Origin of the sequence: Anabaena sp. PCC 7938 (assembly GCF_049315035.1) — a bacterium.
GTDB classification, from domain to species: domain Bacteria; phylum Cyanobacteriota; class Cyanobacteriia; order Cyanobacteriales; family Nostocaceae; genus Anabaena; species Anabaena cylindrica.
In genome coordinates this window covers 4,870,625-4,893,986 of the sequence record NZ_CP186034.1, presented here as the reverse complement: position 1 = coordinate 4,893,986, position 23,362 = coordinate 4,870,625, and the positions used below count along the sequence as shown (strand labels likewise).

Here is a 23,362-nt window from a genome sequence, read left to right as displayed (position 1 = left end):
GAGATGATTTAGATTTTGAGGACGATGCGATCGCGTCCCTGGTTTTTGGCTTCATAAAGTGCCTGATCTGCGGTGATCACGATTTCTTCAGGTCGAGTTTCCGCTACGGGAATGCAGGTAGCAATGCCAATGCTTAAAGTGACATGGTCACACACCCGTGAACGTGGATGGGGAATATTGACTTGGTGGATGTGTTCCTGAATCGAGTTAGCAATATGAAATGCTCCCTCAGAAGTCGTTTCGGGGAGAAGAATTGCAAACTCTTCACCCCCATACCTAGCTACTAAATCATTGGGACGCTGAACATTAATCTTGAGTATCTGGGCAATTTGAATTAAACAACTGTCTCCCATTGGATGCCCATAGGCATCGTTATAAGCTTTAAACTCATCAGCATCACAGATAAGTAGAGAAAGTGGCTGTTGAGTGCGAATACAGCGTTGCCATTCTTTAAATAATACTTCATCAAAGTGACGACGGTTAGCAATTTGTGTCAATCCATCCAAACGGACTTGTTGCTGAAGTTGGAGTTCTAGCTGTTTGCGATCGCTAATTTCCATAACAACTACTCCCACCGCAAAGGGAATACTATCTGCATCAAAGATGGGGAAATATGAAGCTAACCAAGTTCTAGAAATACCTACTTGGGGATGAAATTTAAAGCTTATTTCTTGATTTCTTATAGGTTTTCCTGTAGCGATCACCTGCTGACAAATATATTCTATATCTGGAGATAGTTGCGGTAATATTTCTTGAATTTTCTTACCCAGGTGATCAGCAACCGATATCCCGTTAATTTCTGCGATTATTTCATTAACTCGAATATACCTAAGTTCCTGATCTAAAATACACATCCCAATTGAGGCAGATGAAAAAAAGCCATTAAGTTGGGACTCACTCTGTTGCAATGCTGCTGTTCGTTCTTTAATTTTTATTTCTTGTGTGGCTAAGGTCTGGTTTAGAGATAACTCAGCTACTTGTCGTTCATCAATCACGGCTGAAAGTACAAGTGCAGTAATTGAAAAAACACCTGTGAAGGATTGTAAAAGCATAAACGATTGATAGGGTTCGTCTTTCACAAATGGTCCGTATCCTTGTGACGTGGCAAAAATAGCGATCGCAGAAACCAAAGTCACAAAAATACTAGAAACAAAATTACCAAGACGAAAAACAGACCATATCAACATAGGGAGCAAAGTGTATTCCAAATGATGTCCGCCCATATATGTGAGCCAGTTTATACATAGAATAATGCTCAATACTACTAGTGTCTCCCCTCTACGGTAGTAATATTCTTTTTTATGTAAATAGGTTTTCCATAAGAGTAATGATGGCGTGAATATCAGGTGAGCTAAAGCACTTGTCAACCACCATACTAACCAGCTAATACCATAACTATTCCAAGGAGTCGTTCCCATCAAACACGACGCTGTAATTCCCATAGTCGCTGATATAATTGGCGAAGCAACAGCACCCAGAATAAATAAAAAGATTGAATTGACCTGATTAAATATATTTTCATGACGAGCAAACTGTTTAATTAGATAAGTAGCGGCAAAAGGTTGTAAACAATTACCACAAGCACAGATAACATTCAGTAAAATAAAATTTAAAATTGATAAAGGCGGTGTTAAACCCAATAAATTTTTAGAAAGACCAAGTATAGAACCCAAAATAATTCCAGGAAATACTCGATTACCTAATAAAAACACTGCGGCTAATGTCATTCCTGAAGGGAACCAAACAGCCGCAACTTTCCCTGGTAAAGAAGTGAATTCCAAGCTAATTATAACACAAATATTGTAGGCTATTGCTATTAATAAGTTGAGACTAATCAGCTTTTTATCTCTATGTTTAAATAACCAATTTTTTATTTTGATTTGCCACATAGTTTTAATTCATTAAAATTCATGACATTCCCGAAAAAATTGCTCTATTAATATGAATTTAAATGCGTCCGCATTAATGCGGATTATAACATAATCAAATTTTTATTTATCTGTACAAACAGCTTTATTTTTATCTAAATTCCAGCGTATTTATTGTTTTTTCTGTCAAATTTAAGATTTGTAAAAATTAAGATATATTATTCTATGATCCTCGCTAGAATGGTAAAATTTGACTTTTAACGAATCATGAAGGGAACAGGTCAAGTAACTGAATTTAGTTATACAGCAAAGCACAAGCCGAATCAGTTAATTTACGGAAACGGGCAAACAGCAGTAATTACAGGGTGGACAGTGAAGCAAGCGATCGCAAAACACCTGCAACCGTCAGATTATGCTGTAATTGGGCAGTTGTATTCGCCCACCAGAGGAATAAACCTACTAGTTCGTAACTTATTATTGAATCCTCATGTTCGTTATTTAGTTGTCCTCAACGCTACCAAAGAAGATAAAAATGCAGGTGCATCTCACTGCTTACTCGATTTTTTCCGCAATGGAGTCGAAGAAAGCTTAAGCGACACTGGACGCAAATCTTGGGTAATTCGCTCTACCATTACTGGATATATTGATATAGAGATTAATATAGATGTTTTAGAAAAACTGCGACATTCTATAGAATTTCAAGAAGCTCAATCAATCACAGAAGCAGTTGAGAAAATTAAACATTACTCCCAACAAGCAGCAATTGATCCTTGGGGAGTTTCCTTAGAATTTCCTATGGCTACCATTGAACCCACAGTTTTACCCGGTTCACGTTATGGACACAGAATAGAAGGTAAAACCATAGCGGAAACTTGGGTAAAAATCATTCATCGCATTAAAACCACAGGCACAATTCGACCAACTAGCTATGATGGTAAATGGCAAGAATTAATAGATTTAATGGCAGTTGTCACCGATGAACCTGAAGATTTTTATTTTCCCGAACCCAATTATTTACCAATTGATAAAAGCTTTTTAGAAGAATACATTTCTCAAATATTAGATGATTCACCTAATCGAGAAGGAGTTAAATACACATATGGTCAACGTTTGCGTTCTTGGTTTGGACACGATCAAATTCAACAAGTAATTGACAAACTAGTAAATGATATTGATTCAGCAAGAGCAGTAATGTCTTTATGGGATGCTAAACAAGATCATAATGATAGTCCACCTTGCCTAAATCATATTTGGGTAAGAATAGTTGATAATGAATTATCTTTAACAGCCACTTTCCGCAGTAATGATATGTTCTCTGCGTGGCCTGCAAATGCTATGGGATTGCGAGAATTACAACGATATATTTGTGAAGCTATTATTCAAAAATCTAACCATAAATTAAAAATGGGAGCATTAATTACCATTAGTCAAAGCGCCCATATTTATGATGACTGCTTTGAAAATGTCGAAAACGTGATTCAATCCCAATATCCTAAAATTTGCCAGCAAAGAGACTATTTTGATCCTGCTGGTAGTTTTATTATTACCATCCAGAATAATCAAATTATTGTAGAACATACAACTCCTGGATCTGGAGAAGTAGTTAATTGTTATTCTGGTAAATCTGCAAATAAACTCTCCCAGCAAATATTCATAGATTGTCCTGGTTTACAAGTTTCCCATGCTCTGTATTTAGGTGGAGAATTACAAAAAGCTGAAATAGCTTTGTTAATGAAACAAGATTTTATTTATGAGCAAGATAAACCAATAAAAGTCACTAATTTCATTACACAGTAAGCTCTAAATATCTTGAATTTATGAAAATTGTTTTTATAAATTTAATCTTCACTATTAAAAATATTTGTAATAACTATTAGGGCTGTTTGGGAGATAGCGACACCAACTCCTATAGTAGTTATAAATATATCGGGCTTTTGTTTAAAAAATACGTATCCTATAACTATAAAAATCAAAATAATACCAAGAGATGAAAATACTTGAAGAAAGTTTTCTGTTTCCTTTTTTTTCTTTTTCTGTTTATTTTCCTTGCTTTTTTCTTTATCTCTGTCCCGTTGTACTTTTTTAGCAGCCTCTGACATTCTTTGCCTTAAAATATCATTCCTTCCAGATGTATGTCGAGATTCTTTTGTAGAAGGTGATTTATTTTCAAGGAACACAACTGTACAGAATGTATCTTTAAAATTTATCGTTATACTTTCTTGTGAAAAATTATGTACAGCTATTACAAGATGACCAACCCAATCAGGGTCGATTGTTGTAGATATATTCGATAAACCTTTTGAAACTTTGGATACTTTTGATAAAATTAATCCTGAAAATTTATGGTTTTTTGGCATTCTAATTTCTTCAAAAACCGTAATTAGAGTTGTATCTCCTGGCTCAATAATAACTGGAGAATTTTGATTTACAAGAACTTCTTCCCCTTTAGATGCGGACATATAACTCCCACCTACTCTTAAGTCATATCCTATAGGTGTTAGACTATTAGGTGAAAATGGATCAATATAAATCTTGGGTTGATCGTCACTCTGATTTTGCCACTCATATGTACTGTAGCATTTCATTATTTCCAAATCAGTATCTGTTAGCAATGACATACTTGGTTTTCTACTAGTATAAATACTTAAACATTGGGACATTAGTTATTATAATACACCATATAAAGGTAAGGATATAAATGGAATAGTGATGAAAGTAAAAATTTTAAAACTAGACAGGCTGGCAATTATACCTAAGTACGAACATTCAAATGATTCGGGGCTAGATTTATTTTCTACGGAAGAACTACAAATCGCTAGTGGCGAAAGCAGGTTAGTACATATAGGTATTTCAATAGAATTACCTCCAGGAACTGAGGCTCAAATTCGTCCTAGAAGTGGTTTAGCTCTTAAACACCAAATTACTGTTTTAAATACTCCAGGCACGATAGACGAAGGTTATCGCGGAGAAATAGGCGTAATTTTAATAAATCATGGAAAAGAGACTTTTAAAGTTACAAAAGGAATGAAAATTGCTCAAATGGTTATTACACCTGTAATTCGCGTTGAAATTGAAGAAGTTGATAGCTTAAGTGATACATCTAGAGGAACTAGTGGTTTTGGTTCAACGGGAATTACTGCAAATAAATAAGTTGGTATGATGTCACTATCAGTAACAAAAAATAACATACCCTTATTAATTGCTAACTATAGCAACTAAAATTCTAACTAATTCAATTAATTCTTCGGGAACTCGATATAATTTGATATCTTCTATTATTTCTTTTTCTTGACGTTTATATATAGCGAATCGCCAATCTTCACCAGTAGTAACTGCTCCATAAAGTATTGGTTTATCAGAATTTATCCATTGGTCAAGAGCAATCAATTCAACAGCTAATTGTGTAAATCCTTTACTCAAATCTGATTGTTTAGCCTCAATGACTAATAAACCTTTACCTTTATTAATGTAATAATCTAAACTACCTTTTAGTTGGTCGCTGACGCTAATAGGATATTCGATATTTAATTGCGTTTCTGTGATTTCACAAACTTCTAGAAGAATCGGCGCTATAATTGCTTGTTTCCGGGCATCCTCACTTAGTAATTTAACTCGTCGGAGGTTACGTTCAATTACTCGCTGCAATTCTTCAACATAGTTAGGTGTTGATTCTATAATCGGTAATTTCAGCCTTTCACGTTGATAAACACAACCAAGTTCCGCCAGAATATCCTCTGGAGAAAATGCTAAATCAAAGTATTTACTAAATGTATAACTTTGTCCAGGCTGAATAATTCGGGAGCGATTCATAATATCATCTCCGTTTAAATCATTATTATCTAATGAAGTATAACTTAGTGAATCACTATAATTAGTTGCAAAAAGTTAAATGATTGTCTCTTTTTGCAATTTAAACCCTAGCCAGAGTTACAACACCTAACTGGTCTTGATATTTACCCTGACGCGCTTCATAATTAACTGCACAGGGCGCTCCTTCTAAAAACATCAATTGTACTATGCCTTCATTAGCATAAATGCGACAGTCAGCACTAGAAGCGTTGGATAACTCTAAGGTTAAGTAGCCACGCCAAGCAGCCTCCGCAGGAGTTACGTTTGCAATTATACCACATCTTGCGTAAGTACTTTTGCCAATGCAAATGACTGTAATATTATCTGGTATTTCCAGCCTTTCAAGAGCAACCCCAAGTCCGTAGGAATGTGCTGGAAGGATAAAGTAACTACCATTTTCATCTGTATGGAGTTTTGTTTGCTCCAAGTTTTCAGCATTAAAATTTTTGGGATCAACTACTGTGCCTGGAATATGCTTAAAAATACGGAAATCTTCATGCGATAGTCTGATGTCGTAGCCAAAGCTGCTAAGACCAAATGAAATTACAGGCAGTTCTTCAAAATGACGTACTAAACTTGGCTCAAAAGGCGAAATCATGCCTTTTTTAGCCATTTCGGTAATCCAGATATCGTTTTTAATCACAAGTTCACGGGTAATTCAAACCAAATTAATAGGAGCATCTCACTTTTGTAAAAACACCCCTGTCATTCTGAGCGTAACGTGGCGTAAGCCATACACAACATAGTGAAGCGTTCGCGTAGCGTTCCGAAGGAAAGAATCTCAAGCTATATTCGCAAAGGTGAGATGCTTCAATTTAATAGAATATCGTGAATTGGTATTTTCTTTCAGGCTGATATAGCGGTATGCATTTGAATGAAATACATCATAGCCCCCTCATCGCTTGCGGGGGTGGGGGGTGGGGTTCTTGTATCTCACTCAACAGAGAACTGCTATAACTATAAACAAGTTATATGTTAATTAGCACATTCTTGTACTTATTGAATTATGCTTGTTAAAACATACAGCAAAATTATTGCCGGATAGTTCAGCACTTACTGTAAGGTATCGCATAAAAATTAACTCCAAAATCCGCAAAACAGGATATTATTACTTACAGATTTGAGGGTTCAAACTGACTTAAAACGAGCGCGGCAGGGCTCGAACCTGCGACCGATTGCTTAGAAGGCAATTGCTCTATCCACTGAGCTACGCGCCCAAGAGTAATCTCTGGGTTATCAAAAAGTCATCATACACCATTATATCTCTTATTCCTAGCAACAAGCAAGATCAAATTGAAAATTTCCCAATTTCCAGACGAAGATCCAAGTCATGAGTCAGTAGATGTACACTAAAAACTAAACATATGGGATATTCAGGTATATTGTGATGTCAAGGAAGAATTTGACTAATCAGTACTAATGCCCTCTATGGCGTATGCTGGTGAAACATCTGGCAAATGCCTAATTCTCCCATACCATAATATAAATAATTATACTGTCGGCTATGTTGCCCAAGTCCATGACATATTTTTTGTCAAAACAGCCCCTGTGAGGAGTTATTTGCTAGTGCCATGTTTATTCTCAAACGCCAGGATGTTGAAATCTCAACTATTCAGCACCCAACGCGGGATCAGCAGGTGCCGATCCTCCATTATCAGGGGCAAACCTTTCGCCTGATAAGTGTTTTCAAAGCTAGTCAAGAGGTTGAAGCCAAAGCGTTGTGGCGGTCTCTTACTGACAATCGTGGTAAAGCCTGTGTCCTACTGGAAGAACCAGAGCGTTTTAGCGTCTGGGGTAAAATCCGCTTGGAACAGCTAGAAAATGATACAGGTAGTCATAGCAGTGTTGAAATTTTGACGTTAGCCAGTATTGTGCTGCTGCAAGCCGTTTATCTAGATATCGAAGATTTATTAGGTAATCGGCAAGCGAGTTTATTTGAAAAAGACATAACAGGGATACTACAGCAAAAGCAATTTCCCCAAATATCTTCCTCAGAGGCAGTCAAATCTTTGCTAACTGTTGAGCCTTCACAAATACCTAAACTGCCTTCTTGGCAAGAAACTCATGTGATTATTCTCCTGGAAGAACTGCATCGACTAGGAAAAACTTATTTTGGTGATACCAATTTTGCTCGTCAACTCAAGGATCGGTTACAAGATATGCCCGAAGAAGAGCAATTAGTATTCATCGGTTGGTTAAATCAATCACCACTAGGTAAACTTTGGCAGTAGCATGGATATTATTTGATTACAAACTGTCCATTAGCTCTTGCTTTAGGTGTTAAATGGTGTAACATCCAGTAGATCAACTGCTGTCCACATCATCAAATTGCACCAAAAATACTGCTAGAGTGCATTTACCTAGTTGAGACTTATGAGTAACTCTTACAACAATTCATACCGTTCTAAGTCGATTTTCACTACTCAAAACATCATTTTGGTTGCCATGGGCTGGGCTTTGCTGGCGCTTTTATACTTTTTGTTGTTTAGCGCTAAAATCCCTGGGCCTAATGGCACGGAAAACCGTGGTGATTGGTATGTTTTGGGGACGAACATTTTTGAAGCTTTGGCTTACTTGGGTGCAGGTGTCTTATGCTTAAGAAACTGGCAGAGTAACCAGATTGTCAGTAGTCGAAAGGTTTGGCTACTAATTGGCTTAGGTATGATGGCCTACTTTCTTGGAGGGATAATTTTTGGCTATACAGAAGTGGTGTTAAAACAAGACCCAGAAGTATCTTTAGGAGATATATTTTTTGTTCTGAGTTATATATTCCTGGGCGCAGGTATGGCTTTAGCTTTGTTCTCCCGGCGAATTAATCTAGAAAAATGGCAGTGGCTAATTGTAGCCTCAATTGGATTATTAGGCAGTTTTGTTGCCTGGTGGATTTCTCAGACAAATAAAGCGTCTGCGGAGGGACTAGATACTCTTATTCAAAAGATAACTTTTGCTTTGAATTGGTTTTATGTAGTTAGTGATGTGCTGCTGTTAATTATTGCGACAATTATGCTGCTGGCCTTTTGGGGAGGAAAAGTTTCTTTATCCTGGCGAATGATTGCAGCGGCGGCATTTTCGCTCTACATTGCAGATATGTGGTTTAAATATGCCACTAATTATGTTCCCGATTATCAAAGTGGAGACATACTAGAAGTGTTCTGGGTGTTTAGTGGAGTTTTATTTGGTATGGGCGCTGCTTTAGAATACGAAGCATCATTAAGCCTCAAGCGGCGTACCAGTGGACGCAAACGAAGTTAACAAATTTTGGTGTCTACCGTGAGAAAATTAACAGATTCTGACAAACAAGAGATTCTCAAGCTATATAGAGAGACTGCCGAGACAACATCGACTTTGGCAGAACGCTATGGTGTGAGTAACTCAACAATTAGCCGATTGCTCAAAAGTACCTTACCAGAAGAAGAGTATGAGTACCTTGTTTCTCTAAAACGTGCTGCTAGAACCCCTGAAGGCAGAGCGCAGGTAAGCTATGAGCAGTTACCTCTGTTGAGTAATCAATCGGAAGAGATAGAAACAGAAGCAGTCAATAGGGATGCCTCTAGCGATCGCACTAGTGTAAAGTTGCCAAAGGTTGAACTACAGCAGCCAGCTATAGAAGAAGAACCTAATTCTGAGCAGTTTCCCCAGCCAATCCCGGCTATTAGAAGGGTGAAAACTCGCTCCTCAGCCACTGAAAAACCGAAACCAGTAGTCAAGGAAATCGAAATTGTCCGACACAAGCCGCCAGAAATCCCCAGCATACCCAGAATCATCCTAGAGGATGAACATCCAGCGGTAAACCTGATTGAGGATATCTTCGACGAAGACTTGCTAGATGAGTCAGATGATCTGGACGATTTAGATGATGATTTGTACGAAGATGAGGAAGACTTTGAGGATGAAGACTACGAGGAACCAACACCTTTAGTCACAAGACGTAAGCCAGGAGAAGCACCTGTTCAAGTCTTACCCTTTTCGGTGGCTAATTTACCCAAAACTTGCTACTTAGTAATTGACCGTTCTGCGGAATTAATTACCAGGCCACTCAAGGATTTTGGCGACTTAGGGACAATTCCCACCATCGAAACCCAACAGAAAACTCTACCAGTGTTTGATAATCACCGAGTAGCCAAGCGCTTTTCTACTAAGCGCGATCGCGTGATTAAAGTTCCTGACAGTAGAATGCTGCACAAAGCTAGTACCCATCTCCAAGCCAAAGGCATCACCCGACTGTTGATTGATGGTCAAGTCTACTCCCTATCTTTGGTTTAGTCCTACTAACCCAGAAATTGCAGGTGTAGACAAGCAGAGGAGCAGGTAGAGAGTAGAATTTATCTTCCTGTGAACAAACCCTCCAAGTTTTCTTGACAGACTATGAGAGTTGATGAAAATACTCACTGGCTAGAGTATTTTCGTCAGTAGTCAGCCCTATTTACAGTGAATTGGCAATTGAGGAAAGAGTTTATTTCTTCAATTGCCGATTTCCCCTTCACTATCAACAGCCTTAGCCAATCGATTTGCTAGGTCAATGATGTCCCGTTGACGGGCAATTTGGTCAATCCATTCTTGAGGAATATTTTCCACACCGTAATAAATTCCCGCCAAACCACCAGTCACGGCGGCAGTAGTATCTGTATCTCCGCCTAAATTAACAGCTTTGAGAACTGCTTCGGCATAAGCAGAGGTATTTAACAAACACCACAAAGATGCCTCTAAAGTATCAACCACATAACCACCAGAATTAATCTCTTCTATAGGTATTCTGGCAATTTCACCACTAAAAACTCTATCAAAATGGGGTTTTTCTAAAATATATTCACTGCCAGAATAGAGAGACTGAATTTTGCTTAATCCTTGTAAATAAGCTGCTTTAGGTTCAAAACCTGCCAATAGCTCTATCGCAACACTAATATAAATGCCACAGGCCATTTGAGAACGGATATGGGCATGAGTAATGCAAGAAACTTGATGCACTCTGGTAATGAGTTCAGGAAAAGTAAACATTTGATGACAATAAACCATTGGTAAAATTCGCATCAAAGAACCATTACCATTACTTTTCTCACTAGTACCGCCTGCTTCTAGAGGTGACGCTCCCTGTTGCCAATTGAGAATAGCTTGTTTTGTCGTGCCACCAATATCAAAGGCTTCACCGTGAGCAGCCCAATAACCTTCTTTGTACCAACGCCAGAAAGAATTAGCAATTTCTAAAAGTGAAAATTCCTCACAAAGACATTCGACCAAACACAAAGTTAGTGAACTATCATCTGACCAAGTCCCCGGTGGCTGATTCCACGTACCATAACCCAACATAGTTGTCACCGGAGATATCTTGCGTTCAGCCCGGCTGGTGAACTCCACAGGTACACCTAAGGCATCTCCGACACATACACCCATTAAACCTGATAATATTTTTGCAGGGATCATGATTTCATCTCCAAGGAAATTCCCCAAACTCTTCAAAACTTAAATTTGTAATCTGGAATGCTAAAATATGCTTGTGTAATTATAACTGTCGATGCAAAACTGGCTGAGTTACTTAATCCTAAATATATTGCATGATTAGCAATCAGGATTTCAACAAATTAGAAACTTCTCTGGAACTTTTTTATCTGAATATTCGACTTTCAATTTAACAGTAAAACTTCTAAAAATTGGTCAAAATTATGAAACGTTTACTCAAGTCTTTACTCACCATTTCTGCTTTATCTTCTTTAGTAATTGCTCCTGCATTTCTTACAGTTGGTAAAGCTGCTGCTGAAACACAAAAGGGTACTGATGCTAGTTATATTGGTGCTGGTGTAGCGGCTGGTGTTACAAATGGCGGTCAAAATAACGATGCTGCTACCTTGGGCGGAAATATCACAGGCCGTGTGAAATTAGGAAATACTCCCTTTTCCGCACGCGGTAATGTTCTCTGGAGTGATGAAACAACTGCTATCATTCCTGAAGTTTCTTTAGATGTACCCATTGCTAATAAAACCAATGCCTTTATCACTGGTGGCTATTCTTTTGTAGAGGCAGATGGTAAGCCAACACCTTTGGGTAATAGAGATTCTGTAGTTGTAGGTGCTGGAGTAGAATCTGAAGTTGCCAAAAACTTCCTCGTCTACACTAATGCTAAAGTTGGACTTAAAGCTTACCAAAATAGTGATGCTTCTGCTGTGAGCATCAATGGTGGTCTTGGCTATCGCTTTAGATAGAAAGAAAATTTACTTGATTGCTAAATTTGTCTCAGGGGGAAAATTGCAGGATGAGACTGATACAATACATTGAGTAAATTGGTGCAATTCAAGGTAATGAAGGCTGTTGGCAAAATCATAAATATGTTTATATGTCAACAGGTAAAAAGTAAGTTATGTCGTGTTAAATTACACCTGTTTACTAGGTGCTGGTTTTATCAAGTGTTAAATCACTGATAAAGCCAGCGTTTTGCCATGTTAAAATTAGATTATTCTTCATAATTCCGACCGAATTTTGGGTGTTCTCATAGCTGAAAAGGTGCTGTTATAGCAGGAGTCAGGAGTAAAACCCTGTTGTGGACGGAGTTTCATTAATACGCTTGATGTCCTAACCTCCTTGTCCGTTGCTATAAATTCCTAATTCAGCTTTAACTGATGCATTATTGACAAACATACTACTGTAATGGTTAACTCTGCTCCTTCCCCCGTTAGCAACCGCAAGCCTTCCAAAGTAGAAGGTATCAAAGAAAATAGTAATTTTTTGCGTGAACCTGTAGCTACTGAGATTCTCCAGGACACAACTCACTTTAGTGAAGATGCAATCCAGATTCTCAAGTTTCACGGGTCTTATCAACAAGATAACCGTGATAATCGCGCTAAAGGACAAGAAAAAGATTATCAGTTTATGCTGCGGACAAAAAATCCTGGTGGGTTAGTACCACCGCAGCTGTATTTGGCTTTAGACAAGCTGGCTGATGAATATGGTAATCATACGCTCAGAGCTACGACTCGCCAAGGATTTCAGGTACATGGTATCCTGAAAAAGAATCTTAAAAGTGCGATCGCTACTATTGTCCAAAATTTAGGTTCAACTTTAGGCGCTTGTGGTGACATTAACCGCAACGTCATGGCTCCCCCAGCCCCTTTAAAAAATCGTCCAGAATATGAATATGCTTGGGAATATGCCCAAAATATTGCTGATTTGCTCTCTCCCCAAACTGGCGCTTATTATGAAATTTGGTTAGATGGGGAAAAAGCAATTAGTGTAGAAGAACATCCAGATGTCAAAGCTGCACGACAAAGCAATGGTAACGGTACTATTGTTCATGATTCCGTAGAACCAATCTATGGAACTCACTATATGCCCCGCAAATTTAAAATTTGTGTCACGGTTCCGGGTGATAATTCCGTTGATTTATATTCCCAAGATTTGACTTTGGTTGTCATCACCAATAAAAAAGGCGAATTGCAAGGGTTTGATGTCTTTGCTGGTGGTGGTTTAGGAAGAACCCATAATAAAGAAGAGACCTTTGCCAGAGTTGCTGACCCCATTTGCTATGTCGGCAAAGATGATGTTTATAATTTCGTCAAAGCTGTAGTCGCTACTCAAAGAGATTATGGCGATCGCACCGACCGACGACACGCTCGGTTAAAATATTTAATCAATGATTGGGGTGTAGACAAATTCCGCACCCAAGTAGAAGAATATTTTGGTAAAAGTGTCGAACCTTTTAAACCCTTACCCAAGTTCAAATATCAGGACTTTTTAGGCTGGAATGAACAAGGGGACGGTAAACTGTTTTTGGGTATTTCCATTGAGAATGGTCGGGTTAAAGATGAAGGTGCATTCCAACTAAAAACCGCTTTACGGGAAATAGTTGAGAAATTTAACCTCCCCATTCGGCTGACAGGCAACCAAAATCTGCTATTTTACGAAATTGACCCAGAAGATAAAGCAGCAATTCAAGAGATTCTAGACCGTTGTGGTGTTGTTGCTGACCCTAGCCAAATAGCAGCCTTAACTCGCTTTGCTATGGCTTGTCCCGCTTTACCTACCTGCGGTTTAGCAATTACCGAATCTGAAAGAGCAATTCCCGGAATTTTAGACAGAATCCGCGCTTTATTAGATAAATTAGGTTTACAAAAAGACCATTTTGTGGTGAGGATGACTGGTTGCCCTAACGGTTGCGCTCGTCCTTATATGGCTGAATTGGGTTTTGTGGGTAGCGCACCGGAATCCTATCAAGTGTGGTTGGGTGGTTCACCAGATCAAACGCGTTTAGCTCAACCTATCATTGAGAAATTGCATGACAATGATATAGAGAGTTTCCTAGAACCGATATTTATCTACTTCAAAAAATTCCGCAAAGGAAAAGAGAGTTTTGGTGATTTTTGCGATCGCATGGGTTTTGATGCTATCCGCGAATTTTCAGCCACCTATACACCCGGAGAACCCACCAGCAGCGGTAAATCACGTCATCGGGTCAGTCTGAGAGATGATGTGTATTTACACCTCAAGGAAACAGCAGAAAAGCAAAATCGACCAATGACTGATTTGGTACATGATGCACTAGATAAGTACTTCCAAAATCTGTAGGAAGATATTCTCACGCAAAAGTTTGCTTTGAAACATAACCCCTCCTCGCACAAAAAGGAGGGGGATTTTAATTTAGCCAACAACTGAGTAGAGTTTTTAGTAAGTACTATGACTAGTGAAAAGTTGATCACATTTCATTTAAATGGAGAGACTCTTATCTTCAAGAAAGTTAATAGTGAATATGGAGGGGAGAGTGTAGCGTTTGGTCTTTTCAAGCAAGACGGAACTTGTCTTGGGAAGAGTTTATGCAGGACTAACAGGTTTAAAGAACGCGTCTGGTATTTATCTGATATAGAAATTTTGCAACAATTTAAGAGACGTGGGTATGGTTCCGAGTTGCTAGAAAAAACTTGTGAAGCTCTGTGGCAAATAGAAAAAATGGATATCCTCTTAGAAAGACCAGGAAACTCTATTGCATCTGATGGTTTTGATAGAAAGGCTTGGTATGAAAAGCATGGTTTTATCCCACATCCAAACCCAGACATAACTTTTATGTGGCGTGAATTGCCATGATTCTTTAAATTCTTGAGTGCTTTATATTCGTCTTGGAAAAACTGTATTACGCATCCATGTATCTATTATCGCTTGAGTTTACCAGGTTGAATCATCTGTGCAGCAGTCAAACTGAATCCTGGGAAATTTGGTGATATTGTTTTGAGGATGAGAAAGAAAGACTTGACATATACTAGTCGCTTATGGTATTCTTGTACTATAAAATAAGTCGCTATTATAATTTAATTGCAATTTTATATTGCAGTGTATTATCCAAGTATTAGAGTTTAGTACGACTCATATAGAGCTTATATCAAGTCGAAATGACGTTTTATTATCAACGATAATAGTAGTTTGTTTGAGGAACTAATATGGCTACAGTATTTGATGTTGCTCGTTATATCCTTGAAAAACAGGGTGAAATTACATCAATGAAACTTCAAAAGCTTGTCTACTATAGTCAAGCATGGAATTTAGTATGGGACGAGTCTGAGTTGTTTGAAGAAAGAATTGAAGCTTGGGCTAACGGAGCAGTAGTTCGAGATTTGTATAACGTTCATAAAGGTAAGTTTAAGGTCAATACAGAATCTTTTAGTGAAGGAAATAGCGGTGTACTTACAGATAGCGAAAAAGAGAATATAGATAAGGTACTAGATTTTTATGGAGGTTATACAGCACAGCAACTTAGTGACATTAATCATCAAGAAGATCCTTGGAAAAATGCAAGAGGTGATCTAGCACCTATGGCAAGCTGTAACAATGAAATAACTAGAGATGCAATTTTTGAATATCATTCTGGAATTTGGAATGAACCAGAAGAAGATGAGTAAGAGAGAAGATCGAATTAAGCGCAACAATGAGAAAAAACTAAAAGAACAACAAAAAAAAGTTAGACTGCTACAAGATATTGAAGTATCAAGTAAGTTAATCAGGGCTACAGAGAAACCTGATTTAAGAAAAATACCGAGAAGTGTTGACGCTGATGATTACAAAGACCATTATTTTTCATGGTGTGTATCAGAAGCTGATCAGGAAGGGGTATGGAGTTGGGGCGAAGCAAGGAAATGGGAAAAAGAAGAAATTGAGCCTCATCTTAAGTCTTTGCAGAATAATTCATGGCAAGAGGTTGAAACCCAAACATATAACGGTGCATCCAATTATAGAAAGAAGCTCAATAAGCATCAACCTCTCAATTCTATCTGCGATGAAGCTCAACAACGCTGGAAAGATTTTGAAACAATCTCACAGTTTGAGGAATTGTTTAGGTTGAGATTGGGTACAAGTGAAAGAATCTGGGGAGTTAGAGTAAAACATCATTTTTTTACAGTTTGGTACGAGCGATATCATAAAATATGCCCAGTTGATGGTGATTAGTGCGATAGTTTAGTTTTTCTTAGGCATCTCAAATCTCATAGAAATTGATGTTAGAGAATCCAATCTATTATCCGTGAAATTCAATCCTTCTACCATTGATGGGTTGCACTGGACGAGCATTTACTTGATATAGATTTTGGAAAGCTTCAATTTGCTCTTCTGAAACTTGAATAGGTTCTGCCAGGACGTTCCATTTAACGCTTTCGCTGCATGGTGGCGTAGTCAGTGAACCAGTATAACTGAAATAAGCTTTATTCTTAGGTAATAAATTGGCAGCGCTAATGGTGGAATTTTGAACAATATTGTTTTTCCCCGCAGCCGGAATATGCTTCCAAATCTGCTCAATTAAGGGGTTAGTTGTGCCTTTTGCCATCATGACTCCAACAACTGCTAGTTGCCCTTTTCCATTGCGGTGTACCAAGTGCAGTTCTAAAGCCGATGCTTTGCCACTAATAGTATGTTCACTTGGTGTGTGGAAATGAAACTGAAGGAGTTCATATTTCTCACCGTTGATATTGATAGTGCTACCTGATTTGTAATTCACTTGCACAGTGTGACCGTTATTAACTACTGATAAAGGTGTCGGTTTATAGTTAAACTCTATATTTATAGGAGTTCCTTGGACAGCATCATCAATATTAATGGGAGATTGATCTCTTCCTAGTTCACACATCGCAAACTCAGTACTGATTTGGCTCCATTTAGTGGGATTAGCTGCACCTCCATAACTCCAGTGTGGCGCTTTTTCTTCAGCTAAGACTTGTGGAGAAAATACAGCGGTAAATAATATCAAAAATATTATAAAAAGAAGATTTTTTATTTTCACGCGCTTAAATCTTGCAAATCTTGACTCAGACAATAAATCAAAAACCATTATCCTGTAAATCCTTAAATCTTGTAAATCCTGATTCAGACACATTATGTCTCAACTCCAACGCATTACTATTCAGCCTTTCCAACTCCAACAAGGACAAATTTCATTTACACCCCAACAACAACATTATTTATTGCGGGTTCTGCGCTTGCAGGAGGGAGATAAATTTATTGCCATGGATGGCATGGGTAAATGGTGGTTAGCGCAGGTAGCAGGGGATCAGGGACAGGTTTTAGAAGCATTACAAGTAGAAACAGAGTTACCTGTATCTATAACTTTGATGCTGGCTTTACCGAAAGGAAATGGTTTTGATGATGTTGTCCGGTGTTGTACAGAGTTGGGTGTAGCTTGTATTGTACCAATTTTGAGCGATCGCACTTTACTCAATCCTAGTCCTCAAAAACTTGAACGCTGGCGACGCATTGCCGCCGAAGCAGCGGAACAATCAGAGCGTTCTTTTATCCCCACAATATTAGAACCTATAGCTTTTACTAAGGCTATCAATGAATGTGAAGCTAATCAGCGTTTTATTTGTGAAGCGCGTGGTCACTATCTACATTTATCAAAGGTAATAGATAATAACTTATCTAGAGAAATTGCGATCGCTACAGGCCCAGAAGGAGGATGGACAGATCAAGAAATTGCGATCGCACAAGAAGCAGAATTTCAGCCTATTTCCCTTGGTCGTCGCATCCTCCGGGCAGTCACCGCACCAATGGTTGCTGTATCATTAATTGCGGCTGCTTGTGAACTATAAAGGATATATCTCACGCAAAACGGTAACACTTTTCTTTGCGCCTTAGCGCGAGACATCCATTCAGAGTCCTTAAAAATCATGCTGGAAGAAGTCGTCGCTGCCTTTGAACGCAAAGACTATCAAACCGCAGCCACATTACTCAAACCCCTACTCAAAGAATCCCCAGAAAATCCTTGGGTACAACTTTATCTAGGTCGCTTGCATGAAGTGTCTGGAAAGCGTCAGCAAGCAGAAAAAATTTATCGTCAACTACTACGAGTAACAAGCCATAACAAAATCTTGGCTCAAGCACGTCAAGGTTTGCAGCGCCTAGAAGAAATCAAGCAAGAAGAAAAACAAAGAGCTATTTCCCAAGCCACAGCAGAACCAACTAACACCGAACAGGGAATATTAATATTAGAACCCATTAGTAACGAACTCAAAACCATAGCTGCGCCAAAACTAGCTCAGATTATGCAGATAGACCCCTACACAGCTAGATTAATACTACCAAGTCGCAGTTGGAGAGTATACCGCAACGGAAAAGTGGGCGAACTTCAATTTTATGGCAAACAGATACAACAGGCAGGAATTCCATGTTTCTGGCTGACACTTCCACAAATTCAGCAAATTCAAGTATTTCAAGTTCAATATTTTTCAGAATTGCAACCAAAACCTACAGTGATTTGTCGCAATGCAGAAAATCAACTTGGTTCGTTCAGTTTTCACTGGTCAGAAGTCACAGATAGAGTTATTGGGCTATTACCAATTTTTGAACAGGTTGTAGATGTAAACGCCCGTCGTCAACTAGAACGCAAAACCCAAACTCAAGACTATGCCCAATTCTGTGATTTACATTTACCTAACAGAAATAGCATCTTGCGAATTTATGACCAAGGCTATGAATATCAGCAAGGTTTAGAAATTACGCCCCAAGCCAATCAAAATACAATTAGAATCAACTGGAATAGTTTGATCAACTGGGTTGAACATCAACTACCACAAGTCAAAATTTGGTCAGATTTTAAATCTTTTGGAGAAACAGTATTAGATCAATCAGAAATGCTGAATAAAATTCCCTCTCACATTCACTTATTCCGACGAGAAAAAAGCAATTGGGATTCAGCATTTCACTTATACAGTGGAATTGTATTTCTTAAAAAGGCATCAACAAATTCACAGGGCATGGAAATCAAAACAAAATTTTAGATTTTAGATTTTGCATTAGATAGTTCAAAAAATAGTTCAAAATGCTTAATCTAAGAATTCAAAATCCAAAATTGAATTATTAATGCCCTGTCGCCAAATTTATCCAGGAGTTTTCACCTGACGCGCCATATCTAGATAGGTATTCATATTTGCTCCAGGACGGCGACGACCATTAGAAGAAGAAGGAACTAAATACTTGGGTGCAAATGTAGTCTCATCTGGTACTTTAGCGGGTTCTGGTTTGACTGCTGGTGCTTTAGCAGGTTCTGCTTTGGCTTTAGTTGCTACTGCTTCTGGTTTAGCTGCTGTTGCTTTAGCAGGTTCTGCTTTAGCTTTAGTTGCTACTGGTTTGGCTTCTGTTGCTTCTTCATTTAGTTGTAAGTAGTAACCATTATCTTTCTTCGCAAACAGTCCAGTGATAAAACCCAAAATTCCCGCGATTAAATTTTTGATAAATCCAAACATGACAATTCCTCCTGTGTTTAAATATCTTGCAATATCAACGTAATTATTAATTATTGCAGTAAAATGTTACATTTTGTTGCCCTAATTGCTTCCGGTAAGAATCCCTACACATTTCTACTTATCAAATTGTAGTCACGCTATAGGACAACTGTTATCACCTCATTACAACTACTGGCAACTTGTAAATACTGCGAACTAATTATTAAATTTTAATGTAACGAGGAGCAAGATTCTGAGACTTTACTTAATAAAAATTTACAATCGCTAGTTACCTACAAAAACTGTCATAGCTTGTTTGCAAGTGGATATGCTACTCAGTTATATTTTCTACAGACTTGATGCCAAAAAATCCAATGAACACTGAACAGCAACTGCGCCATCCTGTTTTATTAGTACATGGTATTAATGACACAGGCGCAGTTTTTAATAAAATGGCGTTTTACCTCAGACAAAGAGGTTGGTCGGTTTACACCCTAGATTTGTTGCCTAATAATGGATCTGAGGTTCTGGATAAGTTAGCACAGCAGGTAGCTGATTATGTAGCCGCTACTTTTGCACCAGAACAACCATTTGATTTACTAGGCTTTAGCATGGGTGGAATTGTCAGTCGCTATTACATCCAACGCTTGGGGGGAATAGATAGAGTAAAGCGTTTTATCACCATATCATCTCCTCATCGAGGAACTATGATGGCTTACGCTTCTTGGCTTCCGGGTTGTGTGCAAATGCGTCCCGCTAGTTCTTTGCTTCAGAATTTAAATTCTGATGTCGAGATGTTAAAACAGTTAAATTTTACATCTATATGGACACCTTATGATTTAATGATTGTACCTGCTAAAAGTTCACAAATCTCATTAGGTAATGAAGTTATTTTACCAGTTGCATTCCACCCTTGGATGTTAACAGATAATCGAACTCTAGCAATAGTAGCAGAAGCATTAACACAACCAATTAATTCCGCATCATAGCAGTTCCCAAGCTCATGAAATACACCCCACCCGCGCTATCGCGCACCCTCCCCTTGGTAAGGTAAGGATTGGGGAGGGGTAATTTTGTATATCACGCTTAGTGGGAAACGCTAAAGCGTAGCTAATAACTTTAGTTTAAGTTTCGCCAATCAGAATATGCTCAGAACTCCCAAAAATCGCCTCTGGATAGCGATAATACTTAAATTCCATTAAATTATAAAAAGGATCTTCTAAAAAAAAAGTATTATGCTCTAAAGGAGAACCAACAAAGCGGTTTTTGGCTTCTTCTCTAAAAGTTAGTTGTTTTATTTGCGCCCTATCTAGCAATTGCTGCCAATCTTGCTTATCTGTAAAAATTAACCCAAAATGTCGAGGATAAATACCTCTTTGGGGTGTTAATTCTTGAGTAACGTGGGCTACAAGTTGATGACCATAGAGATTGAGAATCAGGGCATGGGGGTTTTCTCTTCCGCTTATACAGCCCAAAGCATCAACATAATAGGCTTTAGTTTTGGTAATATCAGTAACAGGAAAAGCGAGATGAAATAAGGTTTTTTGCATAATGATAAACAGGCTAATAAGCTAAAGAAGCAAAAATCTTAACATCTCCACAAGATTTCCACAATCTAGATCTATTGTGAGAGTATAAACCAACAAATCACAAAGAAATGCAACTCTACCATCCCAACTTTATCCAAGAATCAATGCAATTCCTCGTTGATGCTAATTACTCCAGTCAAGAATCTGAAGAAATTCTCACATTAGAGGATTTGGTGGAACTTTTAGAGAAACTAGACAATTACCTGGCTACTATTTAGTAGTATTTCTCTGCCAGTTTACTATTATTTAGTTAAGTTTGCACAGGTAATAGATATCATTTCTTTTGGAGAAGTTGATATTTGGTTATATCTCTTCAATTACTATCAATCCGCTTCTTTAAGTTCGACAGATACTTCATTGCCATTAAGTAATTCCGTTGTCAATAATGGCAGCCTTCCTATCGCCAGCATATTAATTTATCTTTTTTCACCATTCCAAATAATGGAAGCTTGATGTACTGGTAAAAGTACACTACTATGATCCGCTAAATTTTCATACATCATAGATAGTTCCAAAAAGCAGAGACATTTATCTCATGTTGTTTATTAGCCGGGAATAACCCTTGTATGGCGAACTACAACAATTATATTAAAAGTTGCAGTCAAGTGATGACTAGTATCATCACTTGACTCCTAACCACCCTGTCCTGTTTGCTGCTTATAAAGCCAGTTTGGGCTTTATTTTTTTTGAAGCCCTACTAGCATCTGTTACACAATTTGTACACACCTCATAGGAAGATGAACTCTAATCAGAAAGGGTTTAAATTATCTACATATGGTAAACACCTGGTATATACAAAGGCTTGGCTTTAGTCCACGCCTTTTTTATGCTTAAGATAGTTGCTTATTTATTTTGATCAGGTAACTTCCAAAGATATTAAAAATTGTGACCAAGTAACCTTGTATCAGTTTTTGGGGTATTTGGATACATCCTTTAGGAAGATGATATGTAAGCAGACTAGTACTAAATTAATTTAGTACGTTGTTAAGCACAGCAATTATAGAGGTTTGGTAATAAACCAAACCTTTTTTTTAAATGTAATCAGTGCCACAAGAATTTTATCATTTATCTTTGTACCGTATGGCTACGCCATGCAAGCTATCGGAGTTCGGCGTACCGGTTCGCAGAGAAGGCTCACTCAAGCCGCTAACGCTCACGGAAGCCTCATTTATCTACAATATCCTGTAAGTTTATTTCATTGATTTACACTGCTACAATGCAAATGTCAACCAAGCAGGTTTTGTCTGCTGATATATATCCAGAAGATAAGTGATGAGTAATCAAATTCAAGACTACAACCCCAGCGGTATAGCTGAAATGAATGGTAATTTACTGGGTTTACCTTATGATTACGAGTCTGCAAACTTGATTATCTTTGCCGTACCTTGGGAAGTTACAGTTTCCTATGGGGCGGGTACTGCTAACGGGCCACAACGGATTTTAGATGCGTCATTCCAAATAGATTTATTCGATTTTGATAATCCTGATGGTTGGAAGCAGGGAATTTTTATGGTGGAAATTCCCCAAGATATTTTAGAAAAAAATCATTACTATCGTCAACAAGCAGCCAAAATTATCGAAAGACAAGCAGAAGGTAAACCGCTAACAAATACACCTGATTTAACACCTGTACTAACAGAAATTAATCAAGCAGGTGAACAGTTGAATCAATGGTTGTTTCAACATTGCCAAACAGCGATGAATCAGGGTAAAAAAGTTGCTGTCATTGGTGGTGATCATAGCTCACCTTTGGGTTATTTCCAAGCCTTAGCTGCTAAATATGAGAGTTATGGAATTCTGCACATTGACGCACACGCAGATTTGCGCGACTCTTATGAGGAATTTGAATTTTCCCATGCGTCGATTATGTTCAATGCGATGAAAATACCGCAAATTTCTAAGTTAGTGCAAGTAGGTTTGCGGGATATTTGTCAAGATGAAGTTGATATAATCAATGATTCTAATGGGCGGATTATAGCTTATTATGATCATGCGATTAAACAAAAGTTATATTCTGGAAATACTTGGATTGATATATGTCGAGAAATTATCAATCATTTACCTGAAAATGTTTATATTAGCTTTGATGTGGATGGGTTAGATCCTAAACTGTGTCCAAATACTGGAACTCCGGTTCCTGGGGGATTGGAATTAGAACAAGCTTATTGTTTGTTTAGGGAATTGGTAAATAGCGGTAGAAAAATTATTGGTTTTGATTTGTGTGAAGTCGGTGATGCTGAGTGGGATGGTAATGTTGGTGCGAGGATAGTTTATAAGTTGGCGAATTTATTGAATTTATCCCAGAAAAACAGTACTTACGGAAATTAAATTTAGTCTAGAAACCCGGTCTATCTCTGAAATCAGGATTTACACGATT

At 38.0% G+C, this 23,362-nt stretch carries 23 protein-coding genes and 1 tRNA gene; 15 read left to right on the top strand and 9 right to left on the bottom strand.

Annotated elements, in window-relative coordinates; genetic code table 11:
- Positions 1 to 8: 8 nt before the first annotated feature.
- Positions 9 to 1,889, bottom strand: a complete 1,881-nt coding sequence (locus ACOWPH_RS22095) for an MASE1 domain-containing protein (RefSeq protein WP_015217536.1) — start codon at positions 1,887 to 1,889, stop codon at positions 9 to 11.
- A gap of 246 nt (positions 1,890 to 2,135) precedes the next feature.
- Between ACOWPH_RS22095 and ACOWPH_RS22090 the strand changes: the two genes are divergently transcribed.
- Entirely contained in the window at positions 2,136 to 3,665 is a 1,530-nt protein-coding gene (locus ACOWPH_RS22090; RefSeq protein WP_015217535.1) for a thymidylate synthase, read from the top strand.
- A 41-nt stretch (positions 3,666 to 3,706) separates the two neighbouring features.
- Here ACOWPH_RS22090 and ACOWPH_RS22085 read toward each other — a convergent pair whose 3' ends face one another.
- Complete coding sequence (locus tag ACOWPH_RS22085; protein WP_052334544.1) at positions 3,707 to 4,486, bottom strand: dCTP deaminase domain-containing protein; 780 nt, start codon at positions 4,484 to 4,486, stop codon at positions 3,707 to 3,709.
- 91 nt (positions 4,487 to 4,577) lie between these two features.
- Here ACOWPH_RS22085 and dut point away from each other — a divergent pair, with 91 nt between their 5' ends.
- Positions 4,578 to 5,018 (top strand): dUTP diphosphatase, encoded by a 441-nt coding sequence (dut, locus tag ACOWPH_RS22080; RefSeq protein WP_015217533.1) that lies wholly within the window; start codon positions 4,578 to 4,580, stop codon positions 5,016 to 5,018.
- Positions 5,019 to 5,063: 45 nt separating this feature from the next.
- Here the strand turns inward: dut and ACOWPH_RS22075 are convergent, their stop codons facing one another.
- The 3 genes from ACOWPH_RS22075 to ACOWPH_RS22065 form a co-directional block, all read right to left on the bottom strand.
- Positions 5,064 to 5,678, bottom strand: a complete 615-nt coding sequence (locus ACOWPH_RS22075; RefSeq protein ID WP_015217532.1) for a hypothetical protein — start codon at positions 5,676 to 5,678, stop codon at positions 5,064 to 5,066.
- 100 nt (positions 5,679 to 5,778) lie between these two features.
- Positions 5,779 to 6,360, bottom strand: a complete 582-nt coding sequence (gene dcd, locus ACOWPH_RS22070) for a dCTP deaminase (protein WP_015217531.1) — start codon at positions 6,358 to 6,360, stop codon at positions 5,779 to 5,781.
- Between the two features lie 501 nt (positions 6,361 to 6,861).
- Positions 6,862 to 6,934: transfer RNA gene (locus ACOWPH_RS22065), tRNA-Arg, on the bottom strand.
- A gap of 354 nt (positions 6,935 to 7,288) precedes the next feature.
- On the opposite strand from ACOWPH_RS22065, the gene ACOWPH_RS22060 reads away from it, so the two are divergent.
- The 3 genes from ACOWPH_RS22060 (at position 7,289) to ACOWPH_RS22050 (ending at position 9,980) form a co-directional block, all read left to right on the top strand.
- A complete protein-coding gene (locus tag ACOWPH_RS22060; RefSeq protein ID WP_015217530.1) occupies positions 7,289 to 7,948 on the top strand; it encodes an Npun_F0813 family protein in 660 nt (219 codons plus the stop codon).
- A gap of 142 nt (positions 7,949 to 8,090) precedes the next feature.
- Entirely contained in the window at positions 8,091 to 8,969 is an 879-nt protein-coding gene (locus ACOWPH_RS22055) for a hypothetical protein (RefSeq protein ID WP_015217529.1), read from the top strand.
- 18 nt (positions 8,970 to 8,987) lie between these two features.
- A complete protein-coding gene (locus ACOWPH_RS22050; protein WP_015217528.1) occupies positions 8,988 to 9,980 on the top strand; it encodes a hypothetical protein in 993 nt (330 codons plus the stop codon).
- 198 nt (positions 9,981 to 10,178) lie between these two features.
- On the opposite strand, the gene ACOWPH_RS22045 is transcribed toward ACOWPH_RS22050, so the two are convergent.
- On the bottom strand, positions 10,179 to 11,135 hold the full coding sequence (locus tag ACOWPH_RS22045) for an ADP-ribosylglycohydrolase family protein (protein WP_015217527.1): 957 nt from the start codon (positions 11,133 to 11,135) through the stop codon (positions 10,179 to 10,181).
- A gap of 239 nt (positions 11,136 to 11,374) precedes the next feature.
- On the opposite strand from ACOWPH_RS22045, the gene ACOWPH_RS22040 reads away from it, so the two are divergent.
- The 5 genes from ACOWPH_RS22040 to ACOWPH_RS22020 all read left to right on the top strand — a co-directional run bounded on the left by ACOWPH_RS22040 (position 11,375) and on the right by ACOWPH_RS22020 (position 16,133).
- Positions 11,375 to 11,911 (top strand): outer membrane beta-barrel protein, encoded by a 537-nt coding sequence (locus tag ACOWPH_RS22040; RefSeq protein WP_015217526.1) that lies wholly within the window; start codon positions 11,375 to 11,377, stop codon positions 11,909 to 11,911.
- 442 nt (positions 11,912 to 12,353) lie between these two features.
- Positions 12,354 to 14,267 (top strand): sulfite reductase, ferredoxin dependent, encoded by a 1,914-nt coding sequence (gene sir / locus ACOWPH_RS22035; protein WP_015217525.1) that lies wholly within the window; start codon positions 12,354 to 12,356, stop codon positions 14,265 to 14,267.
- A gap of 108 nt (positions 14,268 to 14,375) precedes the next feature.
- Complete coding sequence (locus ACOWPH_RS22030) at positions 14,376 to 14,780, top strand: GNAT family N-acetyltransferase (RefSeq protein WP_015217524.1); 405 nt, start codon at positions 14,376 to 14,378, stop codon at positions 14,778 to 14,780.
- A 350-nt stretch (positions 14,781 to 15,130) separates the two neighbouring features.
- Positions 15,131 to 15,589: a Panacea domain-containing protein gene (locus ACOWPH_RS22025; protein ID WP_015217523.1), complete on the top strand. Its 459-nt coding sequence runs from the start codon at positions 15,131 to 15,133 to the stop codon at positions 15,587 to 15,589.
- On the top strand, positions 15,543 to 16,133 hold the full coding sequence (locus ACOWPH_RS22020; RefSeq protein WP_244887719.1) for a hypothetical protein: 591 nt from the start codon (positions 15,543 to 15,545) through the stop codon (positions 16,131 to 16,133). The genes ACOWPH_RS22025 and ACOWPH_RS22020 overlap by 47 nt, the downstream gene beginning before the upstream one ends.
- 67 nt (positions 16,134 to 16,200) lie before the next feature.
- Here ACOWPH_RS22020 and ACOWPH_RS22015 read toward each other — a convergent pair whose 3' ends face one another.
- The gene (locus ACOWPH_RS22015) at positions 16,201 to 16,926 is read right to left on the bottom strand and encodes a carbonic anhydrase (protein WP_042466245.1); all 726 of its coding nucleotides are present in this window, start codon (positions 16,924 to 16,926) and stop codon (positions 16,201 to 16,203) included.
- Positions 16,927 to 17,053: 127 nt separating this feature from the next.
- On the opposite strand from ACOWPH_RS22015, the gene ACOWPH_RS22010 reads away from it, so the two are divergent.
- Positions 17,054 to 17,764 carry a 16S rRNA (uracil(1498)-N(3))-methyltransferase gene (locus tag ACOWPH_RS22010; protein ID WP_015217520.1) on the top strand — a complete coding sequence of 237 codons (711 nt, stop codon included), beginning with the start codon at positions 17,054 to 17,056 and terminating at the stop codon, positions 17,762 to 17,764.
- Between the two features lie 78 nt (positions 17,765 to 17,842).
- Complete coding sequence (locus ACOWPH_RS22005; protein WP_015217519.1) at positions 17,843 to 18,952, top strand: tetratricopeptide repeat protein; 1,110 nt, start codon at positions 17,843 to 17,845, stop codon at positions 18,950 to 18,952.
- Between the two features lie 99 nt (positions 18,953 to 19,051).
- Here the strand turns inward: ACOWPH_RS22005 and ACOWPH_RS22000 are convergent, their stop codons facing one another.
- Positions 19,052 to 19,417 (bottom strand): hypothetical protein, encoded by a 366-nt coding sequence (locus tag ACOWPH_RS22000; protein WP_015217518.1) that lies wholly within the window; start codon positions 19,415 to 19,417, stop codon positions 19,052 to 19,054.
- A gap of 353 nt (positions 19,418 to 19,770) precedes the next feature.
- On the opposite strand from ACOWPH_RS22000, the gene ACOWPH_RS21995 reads away from it, so the two are divergent.
- Entirely contained in the window at positions 19,771 to 20,385 is a 615-nt protein-coding gene (locus ACOWPH_RS21995) for an esterase/lipase family protein (protein ID WP_015217517.1), read from the top strand.
- 135 nt (positions 20,386 to 20,520) lie between these two features.
- On the opposite strand, the gene ACOWPH_RS21990 is transcribed toward ACOWPH_RS21995, so the two are convergent.
- On the bottom strand, positions 20,521 to 20,946 hold the full coding sequence (locus ACOWPH_RS21990) for a VOC family protein (protein ID WP_015217516.1): 426 nt from the start codon (positions 20,944 to 20,946) through the stop codon (positions 20,521 to 20,523).
- Between the two features lie 107 nt (positions 20,947 to 21,053).
- Between ACOWPH_RS21990 and ACOWPH_RS21985 the strand changes: the two genes are divergently transcribed.
- Positions 21,054 to 21,203: a hypothetical protein gene (locus tag ACOWPH_RS21985; protein ID WP_015217515.1), complete on the top strand. Its 150-nt coding sequence runs from the start codon at positions 21,054 to 21,056 to the stop codon at positions 21,201 to 21,203.
- Between the two features lie 1,054 nt (positions 21,204 to 22,257).
- A complete protein-coding gene (speB, locus tag ACOWPH_RS21980) occupies positions 22,258 to 23,313 on the top strand; it encodes an agmatinase SpeB (protein ID WP_015217514.1) in 1,056 nt (351 codons plus the stop codon).
- Positions 23,314 to 23,362: the final 49 nt, after the last annotated feature.

Bases quoted from the DNA above. Each gene is read 5' to 3' on its own strand.
- ACOWPH_RS22095 (WP_015217536.1), bottom strand. From the start codon at position 1,889: ATGTGGCAAATCAAAATAAAAAATTGGTTATTTAAACATAGAGATAAA.
- ACOWPH_RS22090 (WP_015217535.1), top strand. From the start codon at position 2,136: ATGAAGGGAACAGGTCAAGTAACTGAATTTAGTTATACAGCAAAGCAC.
- ACOWPH_RS22085 (WP_052334544.1), bottom strand. From the start codon at position 4,486: ATGTCATTGCTAACAGATACTGATTTGGAAATAATGAAATGCTACAGT.
- dut (WP_015217533.1), top strand. From the start codon at position 4,578: ATGAAAGTAAAAATTTTAAAACTAGACAGGCTGGCAATTATACCTAAG.
- ACOWPH_RS22075 (WP_015217532.1), bottom strand. From the start codon at position 5,678: ATGAATCGCTCCCGAATTATTCAGCCTGGACAAAGTTATACATTTAGT.
- ACOWPH_RS22060 (WP_015217530.1), top strand. From the start codon at position 7,289: ATGTTTATTCTCAAACGCCAGGATGTTGAAATCTCAACTATTCAGCAC.
- ACOWPH_RS22055 (WP_015217529.1), top strand. From the start codon at position 8,091: ATGAGTAACTCTTACAACAATTCATACCGTTCTAAGTCGATTTTCACT.
- ACOWPH_RS22045 (WP_015217527.1), bottom strand. From the start codon at position 11,135: ATGATCCCTGCAAAAATATTATCAGGTTTAATGGGTGTATGTGTCGGA.
- ACOWPH_RS22040 (WP_015217526.1), top strand. From the start codon at position 11,375: ATGAAACGTTTACTCAAGTCTTTACTCACCATTTCTGCTTTATCTTCT.
- sir (WP_015217525.1), top strand. From the start codon at position 12,354: ATGGTTAACTCTGCTCCTTCCCCCGTTAGCAACCGCAAGCCTTCCAAA.
- ACOWPH_RS22030 (WP_015217524.1), top strand. From the start codon at position 14,376: ATGACTAGTGAAAAGTTGATCACATTTCATTTAAATGGAGAGACTCTT.
- ACOWPH_RS22025 (WP_015217523.1), top strand. From the start codon at position 15,131: ATGGCTACAGTATTTGATGTTGCTCGTTATATCCTTGAAAAACAGGGT.
- ACOWPH_RS22010 (WP_015217520.1), top strand. From the start codon at position 17,054: ATGTCTCAACTCCAACGCATTACTATTCAGCCTTTCCAACTCCAACAA.
- ACOWPH_RS22005 (WP_015217519.1), top strand. From the start codon at position 17,843: ATGCTGGAAGAAGTCGTCGCTGCCTTTGAACGCAAAGACTATCAAACC.
- ACOWPH_RS22000 (WP_015217518.1), bottom strand. From the start codon at position 19,417: ATGTTTGGATTTATCAAAAATTTAATCGCGGGAATTTTGGGTTTTATC.
- ACOWPH_RS21995 (WP_015217517.1), top strand. From the start codon at position 19,771: ATGAACACTGAACAGCAACTGCGCCATCCTGTTTTATTAGTACATGGT.
- ACOWPH_RS21990 (WP_015217516.1), bottom strand. From the start codon at position 20,946: ATGCAAAAAACCTTATTTCATCTCGCTTTTCCTGTTACTGATATTACC.
- ACOWPH_RS21985 (WP_015217515.1), top strand. From the start codon at position 21,054: ATGCAACTCTACCATCCCAACTTTATCCAAGAATCAATGCAATTCCTC.
- speB (WP_015217514.1), top strand. From the start codon at position 22,258: ATGAGTAATCAAATTCAAGACTACAACCCCAGCGGTATAGCTGAAATG.